Origin of the sequence: Streptococcus suis, from assembly GCF_002960425.1 — a bacterium.
GTDB classification, from domain to species: Bacteria; Bacillota; Bacilli; order Lactobacillales; family Streptococcaceae; genus Streptococcus; species Streptococcus suis_S.
Map to the genome: position 1 here is coordinate 40,495 of NZ_POIZ01000039.1, position 22,759 is coordinate 63,253.

Below are 22,759 nucleotides of genomic sequence, written 5' to 3' on the forward strand. Positions count from 1 at the left end.
TTATTTTTGCTACTTCAACACTACAATAGACGAAAAATAAGGTTCGGTATACCTATATTTCATCACATCCCTTATAAGCAAATTTTGTCACAATCAGTGTTGTAAACACGAAGGTGTGAAAAGCCTTGTTTTTTCTCAAGCCGTATTGTTTCAATACCTTGAAACGTTCGAACATAGGTTTATCCAAAATGGATACAAAAGCTTCAACTAACTCTCTATCTGAGGGAGAGAGGGGCAGTTCTAACAACAAGCTGGCTTGTTTTTGGCTATTTTTAATCAAGTCCCAATAGACCCTAAATAAAACATGGGGGCGAATCCATTTTTTAAGTCGCTTGGATAGGGTCCTAGCTCCCAAGACATTGTCAGCATGCTGGCGATAGAGTTCTCCAGCCTTATCAATAAATACCAGTTTCCCAAATGCAGAGGCTAGTAAGGCAAGATACCAATCGTGCATGATAATATCCTCCGTTTTAGTCCACAAGCTTGCAAGAGAATGGTTGATCATGGACACACCACCTGTGACAGTATTCTCTGTCAATTCTTGCACCAACTGGGTATTGGCATGGTGGGACTGGGAACGAATCATGCTCTCCGTCATAATTTGCAGGTCTTGGTCAACAACGGTCAAATCCATATAGACCATCAATGGCTGGTCAGTCGGATATAATCGGGCTTCCTGCAAACTTACTTCCAGCTTGTCAGGCAACCAGACATCATCCTGATCGCTGAAAAAATAATAATCAGCCTTCTCATACTGAACCAGGCGATGAAAACTTTTTATCACTCCAAGATTGTTTTGTTCCTCAACATCTATCAGGCGGATACGACTGTCCTGTCTTGCAAAATCTTGTAGCAGGTCCTTCGTTTGGTCACTGGAACCATCATCACGAACCAATAACGTCCAATCTGTGTAGGTCTGGTCCTGAATGGAGCGGATTTGCTCAGCCAAGAACTGTTGACCATTATAGGTCGACATCAGTATGTTTACTTTCATTGTAAAAATAATTCCTCATAGTCGCGGACAATTTTTTCCCAAGTATAAGCATTTCTCATGTGCTCTTTGGCTATTTGCCCAAGTTCCACCGCTTCTGCCTGTCCATCAATCCTGTCAAGCAATCGGGATAGATTGCCCTGCTCTTTTGTCCAATAACGTGCTCCGTTCAAGGCAACTTTCTGGTTAAAATCAACACCTAGAACTAAGTTTTCGTTGGTCTGAGCTAGTGCTTCAAGTAGACTTGGGTTCGTGCCTCCTACTTCGTGTCCATGGATGTAAGCTCGGCATTGATTACGAAGATACTTGAGTAGATTGCCATCATAGACAGTGCCTACAAACTTGATACGCTTGTCACGCGAAAAATCTGTTTCCTCTTCAAGCTTTTGGAAATAGGCAGAGCCTGCATGATTGGCAACGATGACCAAATCACGCTTGGTAGAACTTGCCATAAATTCCTTGATAGCAGTCACATAATTATTTTCAGGAACAAAGCGACCAATAATTAAATAATAGTCTTTTTCCGTCAGATTCCATTGACCAAAAAAGTCAAGAACTGCCTGACTGTCGGACTGATAGTCTGTCGGCGTCAAATCAGTACCATATGCGATGAAGCGTGTCTGTGTACCTGGATAAGCAGTTTGAATGTAGTCTTCAATGCCTTCATTATCGGCAATCAGCAAATCTGCATGTTTTGCCATGAGCTTTTCAGCATATTTTAGATAGGCCTGTACAGGTTTGGACCACTTTGTCCGTTTCCATTCTAAACCGTCAGGATTGACAAATAAGGTCCCGCCCACAGAGTGAATCCTCTTAGCAAATGGTGCTATGAAGCCACCTATGGTATTGCCCAAAATATAAAAAATCGGTTGTTCAATGCCTTGAGCCTTGATTAGGTCCAGCGCATAGGAAATCGCCATCATGTCATAAGCAATGACCCGAGCTGGCCCAATTTTGGGTGGATTGATGGTAAAACAATCAGCCCCTTTGTATTCTGAGTGTTGGTGATGGCTTGTGTCAGATAGACAGGCCACGTGGTAGCGAATTTCTTGACTTACTTGATTGGAAACCAGTTGCTCGACAAAGGTTTCAAACCCTCCATACTGGGCAGGTAAGCCTCGGCTACCAATGATAAAAATATGTTTCATAGTACCTAAGTTCTTAAAAATGTAATCAGGCTATTATACCACAAATCCTATGAAAATCATAGAAAAAACGGGCCATTGCCCGTTCATCTTATTTCTTTTCTTGGTTATAAAATGATTCCAAGGCTTCTTGCCAAGTTGGGATATCAAAGCCTGTCGCCTTGGCCTTGTCCAAGTTCATGGTTGAGTTGAAGGGACGTTTAGCTTTGGCTGGGAATTGGCTAGAATCTACTGGCAAGACCTTTGTATTGGTATCCTTGAGAATTTCCGTCGCAAAATCAAACCAAGTGGTGTCTTCTGTTGCATCATTTGACAAATGGTAGTAACCAAATTCTTGATTGGTTTCTACCAAGTGAACCATAAATTCTGCAAGGGTACGTGTCCAAGTTGGACGACCGTGTTGGTCATTAACAACTGTCAAGGTATCACGTGTTTCTGCAAGATTTTGCATGGTGAAAACAAAGTTTTTGCCGTAGTTACCAAAGACCCAAGCTGTACGAACAGTGTAGAACTTGTCTGCGAATTTCTCAACTGCTTCCTCACCCAAGCGCTTGGTACGACCGTATTCAGATTGTGGGTCTGGCTGGTCATCTACTTGCCACTCTTGACCGACTGGCAACTCACCGTTGAAGACATAGTCTGTTGAGATATAAACGAGGGTCGCACCGTATTTTGCTGCTGCCTTGGCAACATTTTCAGAGCCTGTTACGTTAATCTTGTAGTTGAGTTCCTTGCCCTCGTCTTCAGCCATATCAACAGCTGTGTAGGCTGCACAGTGGTAAACAACGCTTGGTTTTACTTCTGCAAAGAAGGCATCCACCTTGTCTGAATCCGTGATGTCCATTTCTGCTACGTCGGCGGCAACGTACTCAACACCACGTTCATCCAAGAGATAACGCAACTCTGTACCCAACTGACCATTTGCACCTGTAATTAAAATCATATTTGCTCCTTATTTCAAGAAAGGCTTGGGCAAGAGCCCTAGCCTTTAATAGTCTTATTTAATAACTTCTTGTGTCTTAGCATAGTTGGCTTCAACTGCTTCTTTTTCAGCCTTCCACCAATCTTGGTTGTCTGTGTACCACTGGATTGTTTCTTCCAAACCTTGAGAGAAGTCTGTGAATTGTGGTGTCCAGCCTAGCTCATCACGAAGTTTGCTTGCATCAATAGCATAGCGCAAATCGTGTCCTGCACGGTCAGTTACGTGATCGTAAGCATCTTTTGGTTGACCCATCTTCTCAAGAATCAATTCAAGCACTTCTTTGTTGTTCTTCTCACCATCAGCACCGATCAGGTAAGTTTCGCCCATACGGCCTTTTGTCAAGATTGCCCAAACACCAGTCGAGTGGTCATTAGTATGAATCCAGTCACGGACGTTTTTACCTTCACCGTACAGTTTTGGCTTGATACCAGCCAAGATGTTGGTGATTTGGCGTGGGATAAATTTCTCAATGTGCTGGTATGGACCGTAGTTGTTTGAACAGTTGGAAATAGTTGCTTTGACACCAAATGAACGCACCCATGCTTTGACAATCAAGTCTGATGCAGCCTTGGTTGATGAGTATGGTGATGACGGGTTGTAGTTGGTTTCTGCAGTGAATTTCTCACCTGGACCCTCACCATGACCTGGCAAATCTTCACGCAAAGGAAGGTCGCCATATACTTCGTCAGTTGATACATGGTGGAAACGAATATCGTATTTACGAGCCGCTTCAAGAAGAGTATAAGTACCGATAAAGTTAGTATGGATAAATGGACTTGGATCATTTAGCGAATTGTCGTTGTGGCTTTCTGCCGCATAATGAACAATGGCATCTGCCTTAGCAGCTAATTTGTCCACCAATTCAGCATCTGCAATATCACCAACAACAAGCTCAACTCGGTCACCAAGGATAGCTTCCAAGTTAGCCTTGTTTCCAGCATAAGTAAGTTTATCCAAAACAGTTACGTGAACGTCTGGATGATTGTTATACACATAGTGTACAAAGTTTGAACCGATGAAACCAGCTCCACCAGTTACGATAATATTTTTAAATTGAGACATTTTTTTCTCCGAAAAGTTTTTTCTTTTTTGTGTGTCAGCTTAGGTAGTGGGGGGCGCCAGCAAACCTTCGGTTTCATGGCTAAATTTTGAACCTAAGGTTTCAAAATTTCCCTGCAAGATTACGTAAAACGTAATCTCGGAACCTGTATTCACAAGTGAAGTGCTTTTATATAAGAGATAGTTTTTCGCTAATCAAGGCAGTTTTTTGAGGGAATACTGACTGTATTCTGAAAAAAACTAACGATGAGTAGCTGAAAAAATAGCCTTAGATGAACGTACTGAACTATGAATACAGGTTCCTATTTTCACTACGGCGGAAACTATCGCGATTGGCTCGCTTTGCTCGCCCTCTTGCATTATCAGACTACCTCAAGATTTCTTTCAAGTAAGCAATCTTGGCAAAGTCTTTTTGATTGTTATTTTCTGCTCGGTAGGAATCTTTGGAGGAGGCTTGATAGATTTTTAGGTATTGTTCAAGTGTCGGTAGGTAATAGCGAACACCTGCTGTTTCTAGTTCTTCCAAATCTTCTAGCTCTACACCTGCAAATTCAGGAAGTGAATGAAGGCCTCCGAATTCAACAGATAAGCCGTCTTTATGAAATTCATGTTCATGACGGTCAACAAGGACATAGCCTAGTTGGTTCATCATGGCAATCAGCTCATCAGCACGATAAATCCGTTCGTCATCTGGGGCTTCCCAGCCACGCGGATCACTCGGAACATGAATATCTAAATCTCCTGCCTGCCAGTCCCTCCCTGTGCGCCTTTCTAAACCAACTGAGCCCATTAACAAGGGTATGATTCCAAGCTTGTTTAACTGCTCTGCTATTTCCAAAAAGGCTTGAAACATTAGAGGTCCTCTTTTCTCAAAGGCTTGACGTCTTTGAGAAGTGGGTGATTTTTATCTGCCTCTGAAACTTCCGCTTCTTCTAGGTTTTCCCACTGGATGTCGAGGCTAGGGTCAGCGTAGTTGACGAAGGCATACTTAGGCTTGAGTTCCAAAGCCCAGTAGTCGTTGACCAAGTAACTGTAGGATACAAAGTCTGACAAGACTTGGAAACCATTGGCTACGCCACGTGGAACAAAGATACCTTTTGAAGCATCGATAACGGTTTGGTAGGTATTACCGAAGGTCTCGCCTTCACGAAGATCGACCCAAGTTCCCAAAACCTTACCGCCATCTGCTACTGAAATGTATTTATCCCAAGGCTCTGCGTGAAGACCACGAAGAACGTTTTTGCGAGAGAAGGAAACATTATTTTGTAATTTCCCTTCTGCAAAGAAGCTTTCAGGGAAGCCGAGAGGCAACATTTTTTCCTTTTGGAAGTTCTCCTTAAACCAGCCACGGTTGTCACCATGAACAGGAATGTCGAATTCTAACATTCCAGGAATAGCTTCAACTGGGCGAGCTGCTAGTGTTTTACCGAAAAAGTTTTCTGTCATTAGGCTTCTCCAATCAAACGGAGCAAGTATTGTCCGTATTCATTTTTCTTAAGTGGTTGCGCCAACTCATGCACTTGTTCTTTGGTGATGTAGCCCATGCGATAGGCAATCTCTTCCAAGTTAGCCACTTGAACGTTTTGCAAGCGTTGAACCGTTTCGATGTATTGAGCAGCTTCTAGTAAGCTTTCATGCGTACCTGTATCCAACCAAGCAAATCCACGTCCCATGAGTTCCACAGACAAGTCGCCACGTTCAAGGTAGGCCTTGTTGACATCTGTAATTTCCAACTCACCACGAGGGGACGGTTTGATATTTTTGGCAATCTCCACAACATCGTTGTCATAGAAGTAGAGACCAGTAACCGCAAAGTTTGATTTTGGCACTTCTGGTTTTTCTTCGATAGAGATGGCATTCATATCAGCGTCAAATTCTACTACACCAAAGCGTTCTGGATCTTTGACTTGGTAACCGAATACTGTCGCACCTTTTTCTTTGCTAGCAGCCCGTTGCAACATCTTGGTCAAGCCATTTCCATGGTAGATGTTGTCGCCCAAAATCAAGGCTACATTGTCATCACCAATAAAGTCTTCACCGATGATAAAGGCTTGTGCCAAGCCGTCTGGACTTGGTTGTTCCGCGTAAGAAAGAGAGATCCCCAATTCTGAACCATCGCCCAACATATCCTTGAAACGAGGAAGATCCTGAGGAGTTGAGATAATCAAGATTTCTTTAATCCCCGCCAACATAAGTACAGATAAAGGATAATAAATCATTGGTTTATCGTAAATGGGCATCAACTGTTTTGATGCTGCCCTAGTTAATGGATATAGACGAGTACCAGACCCACCTGCAAGAATAATACCTTTCATATAAGAGTACCTTCCCTCATTTAATAATCAGTTCATTATACCATATTTTCAGAGATAATGTCATAAGAAAAAAGCCTGAACATCAGACTTCCTCCTTTTATTCCTTAACCAAGTGCCACATCCAAGACCATCATAATGATAAATCCAGCCATGAGCCCAAGTGTTGCAATATCTGTATTGCCATTGGTCTGAGATTCTGGAATCAATTCTTCCACTACAACGAAAATCATGGCTCCTGCCGCAAAGGACAGGGCGTAAGGTAAAATCGGTGTCATATACGTCACCGCCACCGCACCTATTAGGGCTGCAATCGGCTCAACAATGGCTGACATAGAACCCCAGTAAAATGCCTTCCAACGTGACGCTCCATCTGTCCGAATCGGAATGGCCAAGGCTGCCCCTTCGGGAATGTTTTGCAAGCCAATCCCAATCGCAAGCCCTAAAGCACCTACAAAGGCAGCTGGACTGTAATTAGAAGCCAAGGCACCAAAAGTCACTCCGACTGCCAAGCCTTCGGGAATATTGTGGATAGTAATAGCCAAAAATAGCAGAGCTGTCTTAGATAGGTTTTTCCTGTTCTTCTCATCGCCACCTTCTGCCTGCTCTTTGTCATGTCCCAAGTGCAAATGAGGGACCCAAGCATCCACCAAGCGCAAGAAAATACCACCGACTGCAAAGCCGACTGCAGCTGGAATCCAAGCCAGACTGCCATAGGAAGCTTCAGCATATTCAATAGACGGAGCCAGCAAGGACCAAAATGAAGCTGCAATCATGACACCTGCTGCAAAACCTAACATGGTATCCAGCAAGCGACGACTGACCGTCTTAAAGAAAAAGACAATGGCTGAACCCAGAATAGTACAAAACCATGTAAATAAACCACCCAGCAGCGCCTGTAGAACCACAGACTGTTCCGTAAACCAAGCCATTTCACATCTCCTTTTTAACTGCACATAGTATGATAATTAGGATACCCTAACTATCCTAAAAAATCAAGAGGAAGACAGAAAAAGCCACAACTTTTGTGACTTTTACAAGTGTCTAAATGGATTGGTGGAAACAGTTGAAGGAAGAATGTCCACATCCCAGCCTTCTTCTGCTTTCCACGTTTCTAACAAATCTGCAATTTTTTTGATAAACAAGGATTCGATATGGTGGCCTGGGTCAATTGCCAGCAAGCCCTGAGTCAGCATATCCTGACCCGTATGGTAGTAAATATCGCCTGTGATGTAAACATCTGCTCCCTTGGCAAGAGCTTCATGGTAGTAAGAACCACCACTTCCACCACAAATCGCCACACGACTGACATACTGCTTGGCTTGGTGCCCATAGGTCACCAGACGGACAGCATCTAGACCAAAGACCTCCTTGACTTTCAAAGCCAATTCCTCCAAGGTCTGCTCTGCTATTGTCCCCACACGTCCAAGCCCCTGCCCCTCAGCAGTTTCAATCAGATAGGTAGTATCCTGAATGCCCAGAAGGTCGCAGAACCAGTCGTTAAGGCCACCATCTACCACATCAATATCCGTATGGCTAACATAGACCGCAATATCATGCTTAATCAAATCAAGATACATTTTAGTTTGCGGATTGTCAGCCACCAAATCCTTAATCGGACGGAAAATCGGAGCGTGCTTGACGATAATCAGGTCCACCTGCTTGTCAATAGCCTCTGCCACCGTTGTTTCACGAATGTCCAAAGCCACCATGACCCGACGGATGTCCTTCTTAAGCGTGCCGATTTGCAGCCCCTTGACATCATCTTCCATAGCTAAAGTCGGCGGACAAAAAGCCTGATACCGCTCGATCACTTTACTTGCTAACATGAAGCACCTCCTGAATTTGTTGGATTTTTTGGGAAATGGCAGAGCGGTCCACCTGGCGTTCAAGGGGCACTTGTTCCAAGGCATAAGTCAACTTGTCCAGCTCCTTGAGCCACTTCTTCTGGAAGGTTTCTGACTGCTCTTCCAGCAAATAAAGACCAAACCGCAACTGGTCTGCTGTCAAGTCTGAGTGACCTTTTTCCGCCACTAAGATTTCATAAATCTTGTCATTTTCTTCCAAGATTTCCTCGGCAACCAACTGAAAATCATGAGCAAGCAACCAACGACGGACATCATCTTCTCGGTTATTGGGCTGTAAAACCAATCGCTCAACCGAACAAAGTTTGTCTTTCCCTGCTTCCAAGATTTCAGCAATTAACCGACCACCCATTCCTGCAATGGTCACAGTGCTTACTTGGTCAGCCAACTCAACAGCTGCCAAGCCATTTGCCAGGCGGACAGAAATCTTTTCTGACTGACCAGCCTGCTCTACATTTTGTAGAGCTGACTGGTAAGGTCCTTGGACCACCTCACCTGCGACTGCAAAATCAATCCTGCCCTGTTCCACCAAAAAAAGAGGGAGATAAGCATGGTCACTCCCTACATCTGCTAATCGAGCCCCTTGGGGCACATAATCTGCGACTGCTGCCAGCCTTTTTGATAATTTTGTTTCCATTTTAATCTTTCCACATCCACATAGCATCCAGAAAGTCGCTCGAAACCGTCACATTTTTAGGTTGCTGGGCTTCTCTTTCTGCATGTTTAGCTTCTACCTGTGCGACAGTTGTAATTCCCTCCCGTCGCCAGTTACGCAAAATCGCTTGGATGTATTTCCAGTTGGTTTTATTGTTAAAAACTGCTTCTCTTAGGGCAGCACGCACCAAGTCAACAGAGGTCTTGTCATCTTCGATTGTCTTCTGCAAGTCCTCAATTTCATAAGGCGACAATAGACGACCTAATTCACGCTCAAATTCACCGACAATGGTTTTCAAGTCATTTTCGACTGGTAGGAATTCTTCTTCCACTTTAGGAGCTAGCAATTCATCTAATTTTTCAAGTGCTGGCAACGCATCAAAAATCATTTCAATTTCACCAGCAATACTGATGGTCTTAAAGTCCAGAAGACCTGCTTCCTGCAAATTTTCAATGGCTTGGTTGACCTGGGCAACCGTTTTGCCCGTCGCCTGAGCAATCTCACTAGGGGCTAAGTTCTCCAACGAGGACGTATTCTGATAAAAGAAAAATTGCCAGACTAAAAAATCATCTGCTGATGGAAATAGCTCCTGATAATGAAATAGGATGGCTGCTGGAAGGACCAAATGCCCCTGCCGAAATTGCTGTGAATAGTTCATATTTCCTCTTTAAACATTAAAGACTTGCTGAAAGTGCTGACTGCTCGAAGGTTTTCCAATCATAAGGGGTTTCCTGATAGACAGCATAGTTGACCCAGTTGGTAAAGAATTGTGCTGCTGGAAGGTTCCATGATAAAGACGGTCTACTTGTTGGGTCATCTTGCTTGAAATAATTTTCTGGGATATGAGGATTTTTACCTGCCAAGCAATCGCGCTGGTATTCTTTGGCAAGCGTATCTCTGTCATACTCCAAATGTCCAAAACTATAGACTTCTCTCAAATCCTTGCTGGCTAAAATGGACAAGCCTACTTCCTTCCCTTGCGACAAGATGAGCAGGTCATCCAGATGGGCAATATCAGCCTCCTTGACCTCTGTATAACGGGAATGGGGCGAACGGAACTCGTCATCAAACCCTCGCATCAGTGAGCAAGTAGGATGGGTTACCTCCTGACGATAGACACCCGACAACTTCCTTGTCATGGAGTGCTTGGGCACACCATAGCGGGCATACAAGCCAGCCTGCGCCCCCCAACAAATGTGCAGGGTCGAATAAACGTGGCTTTTAGACCATTCAAAGACCTGTGTCAATTCCTGCCAATAATCCACTTCTTCAAAGGGGAGATTTTCCACTGGAGCACCTGTAACAATTAGTCCGTCAAAAAACTCATCTTTGACCTGCTCAAAGGTCTTATAAAACTGCTCCAAGTGGTCAGAATGAGTGTTTTTTGATTCATGGCTTGCCATACAAAGAAATTCCACTTCTAATTGCAAGGGAGTATTCGCCAAAAGACGGAGCAACTGAGTCTCCGTCACAATTTTCTGTGGCATGAGATTGAGAATTAAAATCTTGATGGGACGAATGTCCTGATGGCTGGCACGGACACTGTCCATGACAAAAATATTCTCTTCTCTCAAAATATCTACGGCTGGTAATGATGTTTCAATTTTAATTGGCATAAGCAACCTCCTGAGTTTCTTATCTTTATTATAAGACAGGTTGTTATACAATTCAATTAGAATAAAATAAGTACCAGTTATAAGATTTGGCTATACCCTAGTATTAGTAGTGCATCAATACTTTGTAGTCGTAATCACCGATTGCTTCACGACCCTTCAGCTCATCCAGCTCAATCAAGAAGGCACAACCAGCTACAATACCGCCAAGTTTCTCAATCATTTCGATGGTAGCTTTGACTGTACCACCAGTTGCCAACAAGTCATCTACAATAAGAACCCGTTGACCTGGTTTGATGGCATCCGCATGCATGGTCAAGGTATCAAGGCCGTACTCTTTTTCATAGTCAGCTGAGATAACTTCACGTGGCAATTTGCCTGGCTTACGAACTGGCGCAAAACCAATTCCCAATTCAAAGGCAACTGGACAACCAACGATGAAACCACGCGCCTCTGGACCCACAATCATATCGATTTGCTTATCCGTCGCGTATTGAACAATTTCACGTACGGCATAGCTGTAGGCATTCCCGTCAGCCATCAAAGGACTGATGTCACGGAATTCAATACCCTCTTTTGGATAATCAGGAATAGTTGCGATGTAATCTTTTAAATTCATTTTTGTCTCTCTTTAAATTTTTAGTTTTACTCTTTATTATACCATGAAATTAGTTTTTGGTACATTTCAAATCTTATATCTTTGGCAAATCGCTTGCTCAAACCAGCTACAAGCCCTGCTCTGCTATTTCCCCGAAAGGAAAAAACACCATTGGGGTTGAAGTAGGATTGCTCCCAAGCTGTCTGATGATGTTTGACTTGATGCTTAAAAATCCGACTAGGAGATAGGTAGGTCCTAGCTTTAGACCTGATCGTTTTCTTCCGAAATGCTGGGTCATGGGGGCCAACTGGAGCCATATCTAGTTGGGCATGGCGTTTATTGTTGGCTCTGGCATAATTAAAGGAAGCACCATTGACCACTCCATTTTTAGAAGGTTTTTCATCCAAAATCAAGGCAAATGGACCATCTTGCGCCAGAATAAACTCGCTATGAAAGCCGATGAGAACTTTCAAATTGATCGGTAAGGTTTCTGCTCTTGATTGACCAAAACCTTTCTTATTATGCAGACGAGCGGATTCCCTCAAGCGATAGGACCAGCGAGGCAGGCTAGCTAGATAGGCTACCAAGGCCTGCCAATCTGTCTTCCCCTGTCCATAATGCTGGCGCACCCAACTAGCCTGCTGGTAGGAAATCAGATAGCGTAATTGATGGACTTGTCGGTTTAAAGCTCCATTCTCTGCAAGCTGCTGTTCTGGAAAAGCTCGATCAACTAGCCCAGCAAAATACCACCAAAATGGATGATGGGGAGGACAGTCGCAATCTATCTTTTCTAGCAAGTCAGGCAAGTGACTGTGGTCAAGTTCCGCTGGAAAAGCTAAGTTTTTCATAGTTCGTTCTAACAAACTTTGTGCTTTTTCTTTCGTCAAATGTCGACTTTCAGCCCTTAGCAACTGGTAGAAGCTAGCTGAGGCAAACACTACCGCTTCTGCTGTGAAATTGTTAGTGAAGATTGAAATGTCTTCCTTAGGCAATCGATGCAAATGACTTAGAAAGGCCTTCTGAATTGCTTTGTCCGACCATCCACCTTTCCTCAATTTTCTTACGGCTTGCTGAACTGGTTCAATTTGTTCCAAGTCTTTCATACCTTTCTTTCGGCGATTGGTATATCGAATAGATGCAACGATAAGCAATAAAATCAGAAGACCGAGAAATACAGGCAACATCAAGCTCGTCCACATAGCCAGTCATAGATTTCCTGAACCGTGCCAAGTGCCATCAATTCTTGCTGAATAACGGTTTCCTTTAAGTCTTGGTAAATCTGACTTTCTGCGATTTCCCGTTTCTGCGCCTCTTTGTTAACCCGCATGACACCGTCCGTGATGGTAACAAATTCCAATTCTTGGAAAATCTGAATCATTTTGACCAAGAGGGTATCCTTGATTTTCAAATAAGCAGCCAAATCTTTCAATTTGTACCGCACATCAAACTCATCAAACTGGTAGATGGTCTTATACAATTTGGCAAATTGGTCCCGGCTACCATAGCCATCCAGATAGTAAGGCTTGGCAATCTCATTTTTGAAGTAAATTGCCTCAAAGTCATTTTCTTGGAAATAGCTGCGCAAACTGCTCATGTCCTCTGGCAAACTAGCTAGGACAATGGCTTTTATATCCGTCGCTGGATTGTTCACATCCACAAGAGGAATACCAACTGGCAGCTGGTGTTGTTTACCGCGAATGTTGTAGAGTTGAACACCATTGACCCTGGCATCCACTAGCATGAGCTGGAGGCTGGTATTGCCATTCCACTTGTTGACGGAGAGAGTAACGGCCAACTCCAAGTTTTTAGCTTGAGAAAATTCCAAGGCAAGATTGCCCTTGCCAAAGGCTACGACATCAAAACCAGAGCCAGCTTTGGTAATACGCAGTTTGAGGTGGGCATTATTCTGCCCCATGGTGCGTGCAGATTCTACTTGGAAATCCTTGACATAGAAAACTGGTTTTTTATTGTCCATACCGTAGGGCGCCAGTTTTTCAAAGGACTTGAGAGTGTCCAGGGTCAATTCTTCTAAGTCTAATTCTTCATCTAAAATCAGCGAAGACTTGCTCGAGATGTCCAGCTTGTTGTCAGTAATGTAGGCTGCTAGTATATCTGCCAACTGGTCCAGTTTTTCCACTTCCAAGGTCATACCAGCCGCACCCGCATGGCCACCAAAAGCGATAAAAAGATCTGGATGGTCTTTTAGAGCTTGGAAGATATCCACTGCCTCAACCGAGCGGGCTGACCCCTTGGCCTTCCCATCTTCAATGGACAAAACAATAACGGGTTGATGCAATTCTTCTAAGAGACGACCAGCCACAATTCCTAGAACACCAGGATTCCAGCCCTCTTTAGCCAGAACTTGAACGGGTCTATCATTTCGAAGCATGGACTTGGCCTCATCATAGATAGCTTGAACAATATTCTTCCGCTCTTCATTTTTACTGTCAATCATGAGAGCAATCTCATGAGCTTCTTCATCATCAAAACCAGTCAATAATTCGATGGCCGGATTTGGATCGTCCAGACGCCCCAGAGCATTCAATCTGGGAGCAAGTTGGAAACCAACTGTTTCTTCATCAAGGCTATCTACATCAATTCCTGCAATTTTCATCAATTCCTGAAGACCTGCTCGCTCGGTCTGTTTGAGAAGGGACAGACCATACTTGACCATGACACGATTTTCATCGGTCAGGCTGACCATATCAGCGATGGTGCCAATTGCAACCAGATCCAGTAGGTCTGCATGAACCGTTTCAAGAAGGGCACAGGCCAATTTGAAGGCCACACCGCAACCAGCCAAATGTTTGAAGGGATAATTTCCCTCTGGGTGTTCTGGGTGGACAATTGCATAGGCATTAGGAAGAGTTTCCTGCATGGAATGGTGGTCTGTCACAACCACATCGACACCCATTTCCTGGGCATAGGCAATGGCTTCATGACCCGCTACGCCATTGTCCACCGTCACAATGAGAGAAATCCCCTGCTGCTCGATAAAATACTTGTAGACCGACTGATTGGGACCATAGCCATCCGTGAAACGGTTGGGAAGATAGACTTGGACTTCTGCCCCCATTTCCTCCAGAGTTTCTTTCAGAATAGATGCTGAAGTCATGCCATCTGCGTCATAATCTCCATAAATCAAAATTTGCTCGTAGTCTTCAATAGCCCGACGAATCCGCTCCACTGCCTTATCCATATCGTGAAGTAGGTAAGGGTCATGAAGATCTTCTAGGCTTGGTTGTAAAAAGGCCTGTAATTCTTCAGCTGACTGAATGCCGCGTTCATAGAGTAACTTTGCGGCTACAGGGTCCAATCCTTCTTTTTTCGCAACTTTGATAAATTGTTCATCAGAAAAACCGGTCAATAATTGCCAGTCATAGTTGGGTTTTATCACGTTTTTCACTCCTTTAAGCTATCCTACTATTATACCATTTTCAAAGAAAAATGGAGCAAGGGGACGACTGAATGTAATCAATCAATCCTTGCTCCAACTATTCAAGATACTCTTACAGTAATGGGGAAATGATATTCATCAAGGCGCCGGCAAGTCGCTTATACCAAGGATAGGTATTTTCAAAACCGACCAAGGTAATTCGCTCGGATTGGGCAAAGGACTCTTCGAAATCCTGTAAAATATCTGCTAGCACTTGCTGATGGTTGTAAACATACAAGCCGCATTCAAAGTTGAGATAGAAGGAACGGAAATCCATATTGACTGTGCCTACAGTTGCCTTCTTATCATCAACCAAGACAACTTTAGAGTGGACAAAACCTGGCGTGAATTCATAGATTTCAATTCCAGCTTCTAAATAGGTTCTAAAATCTGTCCGAGCGGCCAGATAGGCTGACTGCTTGTCATAGATATGAGGCAAAAGCAATTTGACCCTTACGCCTCGTTTAGCGGCATAAGTCAGGTTGTCAATCATCTCATCATCCAAAACCAAATAAGGGGTCATGATATAGATGTAGTCCGTTGCAGACTGAATCATGTCCAGACAGACTCGCTTGGCAACTTCATCATTATCAAATGGACTTTCTCCATAAGCCAAGAAATAGCCCTCACCGCCAACGACTTCTGCCTCAGCTTCACGCGCAGCTTTCAGGTATTTCAAATCGTCAGTTGGCTTTTTCTCATTGTGGTTCCACATCTGCAAGAACATAAGGGTAAAGTTGGATACTGCTTCGCCCTTGACCATGATGGCCGCATCCTTCCAGTAGCCAAAACGCTCCCGTTTATTGATGTATTCGTCTGCAATATTGACACCTCCCGTGAAGGCTACCTTGCCATCAATGACCGCAATTTTACGGTGGTCACGGTTGTTCTGAACGGTCGATAAAGCAGGGATAATCTGCGAGAATACTCGAGTTTTAATACCGTAGGAACGTAGGGTCTTGTAATAGGTATAAGGCAAGGTGCTGAGGGAATTCATTCCATCATACATAAATCGGACTTCCACACCCTGGGCTGCTTTTTCCTTCAGTATGTCCAAAATCGATTCCCACATATAGCCGAAATCCACGATGAAATACTCCATAAAGATATACTGCTCTGCTTTTTTCAACTCCTCCAAGAGCGCCTCAAACTTAGCTTCTCCTGATGAGAAATAAACCGCATCGGTATTGGTATGAAGAGGATAGCCGACATACTCGCTCATGTAGTGAGCCAACTTCAACTGCTCCCTGTCTTCTTTTGCCAGACCTTTCATCACCTTTTCCGAGGTCTTACCATACTGCCTCAAAATCTCTGCCTGACGCTGAAAGGTTTTTCGATAACGACGGGTCTCGATATTGGACTGCAGGATAAAGTAGAATAAGGCTCCAAAAATGGGGAAGCCGACAACAAAAATAATCCAAGTTAGCTTGAAACTAGCATTCATAGGACGGTTGATGATAGAAACGGCTACGATAATAGAAAAAATCTGCAGGACGGTCAACATAGCCGGAACATAAACAGCTAATGAACCTACCGCCCAGAATATAGCTACTACCGTCAGAACGATTAAACTCAGTACGATAAAGGTTCGACTATAAATCAATCTCCAAAGTTTATTCATATCTCCTCCAATGATAGTTAATTTCAATTATTATACAAGGAATTTTCAAAAAAATCTAGACTAACCTAGATTTTCTGCTACTTATAATTAAAAACCGTTCTGGCTAGATTGTCCGCCAGTCTTGGAAAAAGCGTATAGAGTTTATGGGCAACTGCCAAAGTCCAGGGCAGGTTGATGTCCCGCTTCCTAGTTCCCATGGCTGCGACAATTTTACGAGCCACATAGTCCGGTTGCAGCAGGAAGGCCTTGACGCTCTCTTGGTAGCTTCCATCAGGATCTGCCTGGTCGAAAAAGCCAGTCGCAATCGGACCTGGATTGACCGTAGTAACTGTCACACCATACCGGGCTAATTCCAAGCGAATAGTATTGGAAAATCCCATGGCCGCAAACTTGGTCGCCGAATAAACTGACGATTTACTTGAAGCGATCAAGCCTGACATGGAAACGATATTGATCATCTGCCCGCTCCGTCTTGCCTTCATACGCTTGCCTACTAAACGGCACATGGTCATCAGAGCAAAGGTATTGATGTCAAACATAGCCTGCACCTGCTGGCTAGAAAAATTCTCAAAATCATCATAGATAGCATAGCCAGCATTATTGACTAAAATATCAATCTGACCAAACTGACTATCCAGTTCATCGAAAAATGCCGTCAGGCCTGCTTCATCTCGAATGTCGACATCAAAGACAGCCTTTTTTTCATGGTAAGCATAGAGCTGCTCAATTTTTTCGACATCACGACCTAGTAAAATCAAAAACTCATCCTTCAGCAATGGCACCATTTCCTGCACCAAGCCACCAGAGGCGCCTGTGATTAGAATGGTTCTCATAGCTCAATTTCCTCTAAATCCTTAACGATGCGGACATTTTCGAAGACGGTGCTAGCGTCCTTGCGCAACTGACTAACATCCTTGGCCAAAAATCGTGGACTGATATGATTAAGCAAGAGCTGCTTGACACCTGCATCCTTGGCAACCTGAGCAGCTTCCATATTGGTCGAGTGTCCATGCTTACAAGCAATCTTCTCATCGCCCTTACCGTAGGTCGCCTCATGCACCAGCACATCAGCATTGACAGCCAGACGGACACTAGCATGGCACTTGCGCGTGTCACCAAGAATGGTCACCACCTTACCAGGTCTTGGTGGAGAAAGATAGTCACTCGCGATAATTTCAGTCCCATCTTCTAGCCTTACGTTTTGACCGTTTTTGATTTTTCCAAAAAGGGGACCAAATGGTACACCTGCCGCGCGCAGAGCCTCTGCATCCAAGGTCCCTTCCAAATCTTTCTGGATGACACGGTAGCCGACACAAGGAATGGTATGGTCCAGCTTTTCGGCGAATACTGTGAATTTGTCGGTTTCTAAGACCTGACCGACTGTATCCACATCAAACTCATGAAAATGAATGCGATACGGTAAGCGTGTCCCTGATACTTTCAGACTTGCTAAGACAAAGGAACGAATGCCCACAGGACCGTAAATATCAATATCCGTCTGCTCCTCACTTGACTGGAAAGAACGACTGGACAAGAAACCAGGTAGACCAAAAATATGGTCTCCATGCAGGTGAGTGATAAAGATTTTTGCGACTTTACGTGGGCGAATAGTCGTTTCCAAAATTTGATTTTGAGTTCCCTCGCCACAATCAAATAGCCAAACCTGATTGATTTCATCCAAGAGTTTCAAGGCCAAACTGGATACATTTCGAGCCTTGGAGGGCTGACCAGCCCCCGTACCTAAAAATTGAATTTGCATTGTTTACTTTCTAATGTTTTATATATAAAATTGCAGAGCGACCCGACCAGACATAGTAATACTGGCCAGCATATCCGTCCGACACTTCCAGCACTTCTTCCTGATTAAAGCCTGAAATCTTGACTAAACCTTCTGTCGTCTCCACTTTAGTCAAAAGGTAGTCTGTTTCAACTTCCTCTAACTCGGCGTCCTTAAAGGGATTGACTTTCATAAAAATCTTGCCTTCCTCCACAAAGACGACATAGTGGGGAAAGACTTGGGCGATTTCAAAGAGCAAGCTATCCGTCACTTCCTCGTTTTGCTCCGAAAAGACCTGGGCCAGACCGTCTGCCGACACATAGGCAAATCCGAAAGACTTACCTGATAAATTCAGACGGACAAAGGGCTTGTCTTCTTCAAAGCTGGGCTCTTTTGGAAAAAGGCTCAGCTGCTGAGAAATTGTCAGATAGTAGTCCGTCGCCTCTTCTGCTCCTTGTTTCTGGTAGATTTCCGCAAAATAAGCGTTGATAACCGAAGGTGGTGGCGTGATAAAATCTAGTTTTTGTTGGTCAGTCAAATCAGCTAATTTCTTAGCCAGATAGACCTTGTCCAGACTGGTAAAGCCACCGTATTTGATTGCCAAATCAAGATAATCCGTCATAAAATTCTTCCAACTTCCATTTATTGCTGGAAGCGATATAGCCTGACACCACTTCCACATCCTCTTCATAAGTCCGATTTTCTATCAGAGCTAGAGTAGCTAAATCGTGCAACTTGTAAGCTTCAGCTAGTGGGACCCTGACCTCAAACCGTTCAAACATGGTCTTAATCTTAGCCAAGACCATCATCTGAATATGGCCTTTGGCATTTTCATCCTTAGCGGACAGCATGACATGAGGAAACTGACTGGGTGTAAAGCTGTCATCGGTCTTGTCCAACTTGTTGTAAAGGGCCAGGCGAGGAATGTCCAGCATATCCAAGTCTTTCAGAATGTCCAAGACCACCTGCTCCTGCTCACTGTGATTTGGGTCAGAAGCATCGATGACATGGAGCAAGAGGTCCACGTTCATGGACTCTTCCAAGGTGGATTTGAAGGCAGAAATCAACTCGGTCGGCAGATCCTGAATGAAACCAACCGTATCGGTCAAGGTCACGTTGAACTTGTCCGCCAGGTTAATCTGCTTGGTCGTGGCATCAAGTGTGGCAAAAAGTTCATCAGCCTCATACTGACGCTTGTCGGTCATGGCATTCATAATCGTTGACTTGCCAGCGTTGGTATAACCAATCAATCCGATTTTGAAGACGCCTGATTGCAGGCGGCGTTCACGGACAGTCGCTCGGTTTTTCTCCACCGTTTTGAGTTGGCGCTCAATGTCATGAATCTGGTTTCGGATGCTTCGGCGGTTGAGCTCCAACTGGCTTTCACCTGGTCCACGAGAGCCGATACCACCTGCCTGACGGCTGAGCATAATCCCCTGACCAACCAAGCGTGGCAACATGTACTTGAGCTGGGCCAAGTGGACCTGTAGTTTTCCCTCGTGGCTTCGTGCCCGCATGGCAAAAATATCCAAAATCAACTGCATACGGTCGATGACCTTAACCCCCAGAATTTCCTCCAAATTGACATTCTGACGGGGTGTCAGTCGGTTATTGACAATGACGGTATCAATCTCATCAGCTTCGACCATCTGGGCAATTTCTTCTAGTTTCCCTGAGCCGACAAAGGTCTTGCTGTCGTATTTTTCACGTTTTTGAGTGTAGACTCCCTTGACCAGAGCGCCTGCTGTTTTAGCCAGACTTGCCAACTCCTCCATGGACATGTCAAAGTTGTCTGTTTGCTGTAATTCCACTCCGACCAGGAGGGCGCGTTCTTGTTCTTTCTGGGTTTCAATCATCTAAAAATTCCTCCACGGCGGTGAAAATCTGCGTCTTGTAATCTGGCTCGCCCACTGAATAAAAGGGAACCTGCATACGATTTCTAAACCAGGTTAATTGGCGTTTGGCGAAGCGACGGCTATTTTGCTTGACCTTATCAACTGCTTCTTCTAGGTTGATTTGACCTGCTAAGTATGGGAAAAACTCCTTGTAGCCAATTCCCATAGCAGCTTGGGCTTGAGGATGTTCTTGGTAGAGCCAGCTAACTTCATCTAGTAAGCCCGCCGCCATCATCTTATCCACTCGCTGATTGATGCGGTCGTAAAGAACCTGTCTGTCATCCGTCAGGCAGATGTAAAGAGGCTCATATTCTGACTCTGTATTTTCTAAGTTCTTTCCAAATTTTATCAATTCTAACCCACGAATGATTCTCCGACGGCTGTTTCCCTCGACCATCAAACCTGCTTGCTCTGCCATTGTTTCCAAAACCTCGTCAGACAAGCAGTCGAGTTCAGCTCGATAAGCCAGAACTTGCTCTTGGTCAACTTGACCGCCCAGATGGTAGCCTTCCAGTAGACTTTGGATATAAAGGCCTGTCCCACCCACGATAATAGGCAGCTTGCCACGACTAGTAATGTCTGCAATCAAAGCCTTGGCTTCTACTACAAATTCATAAGCCGAATAGCCCTCGGTCACATCTCGGACATCAATCAAGTGATGAACCGCAGCAGCCTGCTCTTCAGGACTAGCTTTTGCCGTGCCGATATCTAGGTTGCGATAGACTTGCTGGCTATCACCGCTAATAATTTCTCCATTGTAGCACTGGGCCAATTCAATTCCTAAAGCAGTTTTTCCTACCGCAGTTGGTCCAATGACCACAATAACTTTAGTTTTCATCTTTTTCCTTGAAAATATTTTGTTTTTTCGCTAAAATCTATTATAACACAAGTAAAGGAGAATTCACTATGGCTAAAGGTTTTGGCAAAGGTTTCTTGACAGGTGTTCTTTCTACAGTTGCTCTTGCAGCAGGTGCAGTCTTCACTGTTCACAAAACAATCATTGAACCAGAAGAAAAGAAAGAAGCCTTCATTGAGGAAAATCGTAAAAAAGCAGCACGTCGTCGTGTCGCACACTAATTTTTTACAATTGCTCAGGACAATAAGCTGAATTTAAGTTCATTGTCCATAAGTACAAAATCCTATCTCCTCTGTGACGATAGGATTTTTTTTGCGAACATGTTCATTTTTTTAAAACTTAAAAATAAATGTTTAAAAAACGTCAATACATTGTTGTGGTAGGGAAATCAATTTTTAAATATGTCAATTCAATGCAGTTGTGTATTTTTAAATTTTTAAATATGTTAATTCAATCCATTTGAGTATTTTTACATTTTAAACCATGTCAATTCAATGTAATTGAGCATTTTTACATTTTAAAACATGTCAATTCAATACTGTGACTTATTTAAAATGTTTAAAATAGATCATTTAACTATTTTAGTACATTTTACATTGTTAATGACCAAATCACCTTCTCTGAGTTCCTATTAGGATTTCTAAAATTTTCTAGTCTACTCATCAAAGATAATAGATATAAAAAAGGCTGGCAGTTGCCAACCTATACATTTAGACAATGATATCTTCTTTTTCAATCAGGACAATGGTCCACATCATGGAAATGGTCACGACTGCTAATGCCAGAATCAGAGGCATCCAACTTCCAAACAGAGGAAAGCTATATCCTAAAAGACCTGGACCAAAGGCAGCAATCAAGTAGCCACCTGTCTGTACCATACCAGATAACTGAGCAGTCGCCTGACTATTGCTGGTTTTCAAGGTAAAGCCCAACATCATATAAGGGAAAAGAGCTGCATTTGAGAAACTCAAAATGATGTGGAGAGCTGACCAGAGTATAAAATGCTTAGGTAGGACAGCCATCAAAAATAGACCTAGAAGGGTAGCTGAGGAAGTTATCAACATGATATTGCGACGCATTTCCTTGGTCTGACGAGAAAGGATAGCTGGGATTATCATGGACATAGGGATGGCAGTCATATTAAAGAAACCTGCCATCAAGCCTGCCTCAGCCTTACTGAAGCCAACTGACTGGGAAATGGTCGGTAACCAGGTAATCTCTGTATAGTAGAGAACAGACTGTAGCCCACCAAACAGTAAAAAGGCAAGGGCAGCTTTATTCTTCCAAATAGACTTGGTCTGCTGGCCCTGTTTTTTGGTTTCAAAACGATGATTATTACGAATATTGGGTAACCAGAGCAGAAAGGCTATCAAGACCACAGCTGTTATCAAGAGGATAAATGTTTGCCAAGAGCTCGCAGATGCAATAGGAACTGCAACCATAGCAGCTACCGTCGCAGCTACTCCCATCAAGGTAATATAGATGGTGGTATAAAAACCAATTTTCTTTGGAAAATTAGCCGTGACCAGACTGGGCAAGAGAACATTGATAACGGCAATGGTAGCTCCAACAAGCATAGTGCCTATATATAAAGCAGGTAGATTCAGTACCCGCATCCCTGATCCAACAACCATGACCAAGAGGACCATGGCCATGAGTTTTTCCATACCAAATCTAGCAGCCAGGCGAGGAGCTAAGGAAGAACAGAGGGCAAACATAATCAAGGGAATAGAGGTCAAGATACCTAGAGAACTGACCTCTACTCCCAGACCAGCAGCTACATCTGTCAAGATAGCAGGAAGGGCTGTAAAGGGAGCGCGCATGACCACACCCAGCATGACAATACCTGCTACGATAAATGGTGATTGTTTTTTCATTATTCTCTCCTAAATAAAACGTTCGGATTTCAGTATCTCTGATTATATCACACTTGACAAGTGATAGAAAGTTATTT

At 43.8% G+C, this 22,759-nt stretch carries 23 protein-coding genes; 1 reads left to right on the forward strand and 22 read right to left on the reverse strand.

What is annotated here, in order from left to right; translation table 11 throughout:
• Positions 1-52: 52 nt before the first annotated feature.
• From C1G57_RS04685 to miaA, 21 genes are all read right to left on the reverse strand, one after another.
• A complete protein-coding gene (locus tag C1G57_RS04685) occupies positions 53-994 on the reverse strand; it encodes a glycosyltransferase family 2 protein (RefSeq protein WP_105113953.1) in 942 nt (313 codons plus the stop codon).
• On the reverse strand, positions 991-2,139 hold the full coding sequence (gene cps2T / locus C1G57_RS04690; protein ID WP_105113954.1) for a beta 1-4 rhamnosyltransferase Cps2T: 1,149 nt from the start codon (positions 2,137-2,139) through the stop codon (positions 991-993). The genes C1G57_RS04685 and cps2T overlap by 4 nt, the downstream gene beginning before the upstream one ends.
• An 88-nt stretch (positions 2,140-2,227) precedes the next feature.
• Positions 2,228-3,079 (reverse strand): dTDP-4-dehydrorhamnose reductase, encoded by an 852-nt coding sequence (gene rfbD, locus C1G57_RS04695; protein ID WP_105113955.1) that lies wholly within the window; start codon positions 3,077-3,079, stop codon positions 2,228-2,230.
• A 54-nt stretch (positions 3,080-3,133) separates the two neighbouring features.
• Positions 3,134-4,180 (reverse strand): dTDP-glucose 4,6-dehydratase, encoded by a 1,047-nt coding sequence (rfbB, locus tag C1G57_RS04700; RefSeq protein WP_002937117.1) that lies wholly within the window; start codon positions 4,178-4,180, stop codon positions 3,134-3,136.
• A gap of 364 nt (positions 4,181-4,544) precedes the next feature.
• Positions 4,545-5,030, reverse strand: coding sequence for a phosphoribosylanthranilate isomerase (locus C1G57_RS04705; RefSeq protein ID WP_105113956.1), 486 nt, complete (start codon positions 5,028-5,030; stop codon positions 4,545-4,547).
• Positions 5,030-5,623 carry a dTDP-4-dehydrorhamnose 3,5-epimerase family protein gene (locus C1G57_RS04710; RefSeq protein ID WP_105113957.1) on the reverse strand — a complete coding sequence of 198 codons (594 nt, stop codon included), beginning with the start codon at positions 5,621-5,623 and terminating at the stop codon, positions 5,030-5,032. Before C1G57_RS04710 ends, C1G57_RS04705 begins: the two co-directional genes overlap by 1 nt.
• Entirely contained in the window at positions 5,623-6,492 is an 870-nt protein-coding gene (gene rfbA / locus C1G57_RS04715; protein ID WP_029180067.1) for a glucose-1-phosphate thymidylyltransferase RfbA, read from the reverse strand. Before rfbA ends, C1G57_RS04710 begins: the two co-directional genes overlap by 1 nt.
• A gap of 104 nt (positions 6,493-6,596) precedes the next feature.
• On the reverse strand, positions 6,597-7,421 hold the full coding sequence (locus tag C1G57_RS04720) for a ZIP family metal transporter (protein WP_105113958.1): 825 nt from the start codon (positions 7,419-7,421) through the stop codon (positions 6,597-6,599).
• Positions 7,422-7,523: 102 nt separating this feature from the next.
• Positions 7,524-8,318 carry a Nif3-like dinuclear metal center hexameric protein gene (locus C1G57_RS04725; protein ID WP_105113959.1) on the reverse strand — a complete coding sequence of 265 codons (795 nt, stop codon included), beginning with the start codon at positions 8,316-8,318 and terminating at the stop codon, positions 7,524-7,526.
• The gene (locus tag C1G57_RS04730) at positions 8,305-8,991 is read right to left on the reverse strand and encodes a tRNA (adenine(22)-N(1))-methyltransferase (protein ID WP_105113960.1); all 687 of its coding nucleotides are present in this window, start codon (positions 8,989-8,991) and stop codon (positions 8,305-8,307) included. The genes C1G57_RS04725 and C1G57_RS04730 overlap by 14 nt, the downstream gene beginning before the upstream one ends.
• 1 nt (position 8,992) lies before the next feature.
• Positions 8,993-9,667, reverse strand: a complete 675-nt coding sequence (locus C1G57_RS04735; RefSeq protein ID WP_105113961.1) for a DnaD domain-containing protein — start codon at positions 9,665-9,667, stop codon at positions 8,993-8,995.
• Between the two features lie 16 nt (positions 9,668-9,683).
• Complete coding sequence (gene metA, locus C1G57_RS04740) at positions 9,684-10,625, reverse strand: homoserine O-acetyltransferase MetA (RefSeq protein ID WP_105113962.1); 942 nt, start codon at positions 10,623-10,625, stop codon at positions 9,684-9,686.
• 103 nt (positions 10,626-10,728) lie between these two features.
• Positions 10,729-11,241 (reverse strand): adenine phosphoribosyltransferase, encoded by a 513-nt coding sequence (locus C1G57_RS04745; protein ID WP_105113963.1) that lies wholly within the window; start codon positions 11,239-11,241, stop codon positions 10,729-10,731.
• Between the two features lie 26 nt (positions 11,242-11,267).
• Entirely contained in the window at positions 11,268-12,404 is a 1,137-nt protein-coding gene (locus tag C1G57_RS04750) for a DUF3114 domain-containing protein (protein ID WP_105113964.1), read from the reverse strand.
• Positions 12,404-14,617 (reverse strand): single-stranded-DNA-specific exonuclease RecJ, encoded by a 2,214-nt coding sequence (gene recJ, locus C1G57_RS04755; RefSeq protein WP_105113965.1) that lies wholly within the window; start codon positions 14,615-14,617, stop codon positions 12,404-12,406. Before recJ ends, C1G57_RS04750 begins: the two co-directional genes overlap by 1 nt.
• A gap of 112 nt (positions 14,618-14,729) precedes the next feature.
• A complete protein-coding gene (gene cls / locus C1G57_RS04760; RefSeq protein WP_105113966.1) occupies positions 14,730-16,277 on the reverse strand; it encodes a cardiolipin synthase in 1,548 nt (515 codons plus the stop codon).
• A gap of 77 nt (positions 16,278-16,354) precedes the next feature.
• Positions 16,355-17,110: an SDR family NAD(P)-dependent oxidoreductase gene (locus C1G57_RS04765; protein ID WP_105113967.1), complete on the reverse strand. Its 756-nt coding sequence runs from the start codon at positions 17,108-17,110 to the stop codon at positions 16,355-16,357.
• Positions 17,107-18,036, reverse strand: coding sequence for a ribonuclease Z (gene rnz / locus C1G57_RS04770; protein WP_105113968.1), 930 nt, complete (start codon positions 18,034-18,036; stop codon positions 17,107-17,109). Before rnz ends, C1G57_RS04765 begins: the two co-directional genes overlap by 4 nt.
• 10 nt (positions 18,037-18,046) lie before the next feature.
• The gene (locus C1G57_RS04775) at positions 18,047-18,676 is read right to left on the reverse strand and encodes a cystathionine beta-lyase (RefSeq protein WP_105113969.1); all 630 of its coding nucleotides are present in this window, start codon (positions 18,674-18,676) and stop codon (positions 18,047-18,049) included.
• Positions 18,660-19,910: a GTPase HflX gene (gene hflX / locus C1G57_RS04780; RefSeq protein ID WP_044670531.1), complete on the reverse strand. Its 1,251-nt coding sequence runs from the start codon at positions 19,908-19,910 to the stop codon at positions 18,660-18,662. The genes C1G57_RS04775 and hflX overlap by 17 nt, the downstream gene beginning before the upstream one ends.
• Complete coding sequence (gene miaA, locus C1G57_RS04785) at positions 19,903-20,787, reverse strand: tRNA (adenosine(37)-N6)-dimethylallyltransferase MiaA (RefSeq protein WP_105113970.1); 885 nt, start codon at positions 20,785-20,787, stop codon at positions 19,903-19,905. Before miaA ends, hflX begins: the two co-directional genes overlap by 8 nt.
• A 68-nt stretch (positions 20,788-20,855) precedes the next feature.
• On the opposite strand from miaA, the gene C1G57_RS04790 reads away from it, so the two are divergent.
• Positions 20,856-21,026: a DUF3042 family protein gene (locus C1G57_RS04790; protein ID WP_002941416.1), complete on the forward strand. Its 171-nt coding sequence runs from the start codon at positions 20,856-20,858 to the stop codon at positions 21,024-21,026.
• 489 nt (positions 21,027-21,515) lie between these two features.
• Here C1G57_RS04790 and C1G57_RS04795 read toward each other — a convergent pair whose 3' ends face one another.
• Complete coding sequence (locus tag C1G57_RS04795) at positions 21,516-22,682, reverse strand: MFS transporter (protein WP_105113971.1); 1,167 nt, start codon at positions 22,680-22,682, stop codon at positions 21,516-21,518.
• Between the last annotated feature and the right edge of the window lie 77 nt (positions 22,683-22,759).

What these genes read in the sequence shown, in the direction of transcription:
- C1G57_RS04750 (WP_105113964.1), bottom strand. Translation starts at nt 12,404, where the DNA reads ATGTTGCCTGTATTTCTCGGTCTTCTGATTTTATTGCTTATCGTTGCA.
- C1G57_RS04705 (WP_105113956.1), bottom strand. Translation starts at nt 5,030, where the DNA reads ATGTTTCAAGCCTTTTTGGAAATAGCAGAGCAGTTAAACAAGCTTGGA.
- cps2T (WP_105113954.1), bottom strand. Translation starts at nt 2,139, where the DNA reads ATGAAACATATTTTTATCATTGGTAGCCGAGGCTTACCTGCCCAGTAT.
- C1G57_RS04790 (WP_002941416.1), top strand. Translation starts at nt 20,856, where the DNA reads ATGGCTAAAGGTTTTGGCAAAGGTTTCTTGACAGGTGTTCTTTCTACA.
- rfbD (WP_105113955.1), bottom strand. Translation starts at nt 3,079, where the DNA reads ATGATTTTAATTACAGGTGCAAATGGTCAGTTGGGTACAGAGTTGCGT.
- metA (WP_105113962.1), bottom strand. Translation starts at nt 10,625, where the DNA reads ATGCCAATTAAAATTGAAACATCATTACCAGCCGTAGATATTTTGAGA.
- C1G57_RS04720 (WP_105113958.1), bottom strand. Translation starts at nt 7,421, where the DNA reads ATGGCTTGGTTTACGGAACAGTCTGTGGTTCTACAGGCGCTGCTGGGT.
- rnz (WP_105113968.1), bottom strand. Translation starts at nt 18,036, where the DNA reads ATGCAAATTCAATTTTTAGGTACGGGGGCTGGTCAGCCCTCCAAGGCT.
- C1G57_RS04730 (WP_105113960.1), bottom strand. Translation starts at nt 8,991, where the DNA reads ATGGAAACAAAATTATCAAAAAGGCTGGCAGCAGTCGCAGATTATGTG.
- rfbB (WP_002937117.1), bottom strand. Translation starts at nt 4,180, where the DNA reads ATGTCTCAATTTAAAAATATTATCGTAACTGGTGGAGCTGGTTTCATC.
- C1G57_RS04725 (WP_105113959.1), bottom strand. Translation starts at nt 8,318, where the DNA reads ATGTTAGCAAGTAAAGTGATCGAGCGGTATCAGGCTTTTTGTCCGCCG.
- C1G57_RS04710 (WP_105113957.1), bottom strand. Translation starts at nt 5,623, where the DNA reads ATGACAGAAAACTTTTTCGGTAAAACACTAGCAGCTCGCCCAGTTGAA.
- C1G57_RS04795 (WP_105113971.1), bottom strand. Translation starts at nt 22,682, where the DNA reads ATGAAAAAACAATCACCATTTATCGTAGCAGGTATTGTCATGCTGGGT.
- C1G57_RS04745 (WP_105113963.1), bottom strand. Translation starts at nt 11,241, where the DNA reads ATGAATTTAAAAGATTACATCGCAACTATTCCTGATTATCCAAAAGAG.
- rfbA (WP_029180067.1), bottom strand. Translation starts at nt 6,492, where the DNA reads ATGAAAGGTATTATTCTTGCAGGTGGGTCTGGTACTCGTCTATATCCA.
- cls (WP_105113966.1), bottom strand. Translation starts at nt 16,277, where the DNA reads ATGAATAAACTTTGGAGATTGATTTATAGTCGAACCTTTATCGTACTG.
- C1G57_RS04775 (WP_105113969.1), bottom strand. Translation starts at nt 18,676, where the DNA reads ATGACGGATTATCTTGATTTGGCAATCAAATACGGTGGCTTTACCAGT.
- C1G57_RS04735 (WP_105113961.1), bottom strand. Translation starts at nt 9,667, where the DNA reads ATGAACTATTCACAGCAATTTCGGCAGGGGCATTTGGTCCTTCCAGCA.
- C1G57_RS04685 (WP_105113953.1), bottom strand. Translation starts at nt 994, where the DNA reads ATGAAAGTAAACATACTGATGTCGACCTATAATGGTCAACAGTTCTTG.
- C1G57_RS04765 (WP_105113967.1), bottom strand. Translation starts at nt 17,110, where the DNA reads ATGAGAACCATTCTAATCACAGGCGCCTCTGGTGGCTTGGTGCAGGAA.
- miaA (WP_105113970.1), bottom strand. Translation starts at nt 20,787, where the DNA reads ATGAAAACTAAAGTTATTGTGGTCATTGGACCAACTGCGGTAGGAAAA.
- hflX (WP_044670531.1), bottom strand. Translation starts at nt 19,910, where the DNA reads ATGATTGAAACCCAGAAAGAACAAGAACGCGCCCTCCTGGTCGGAGTG.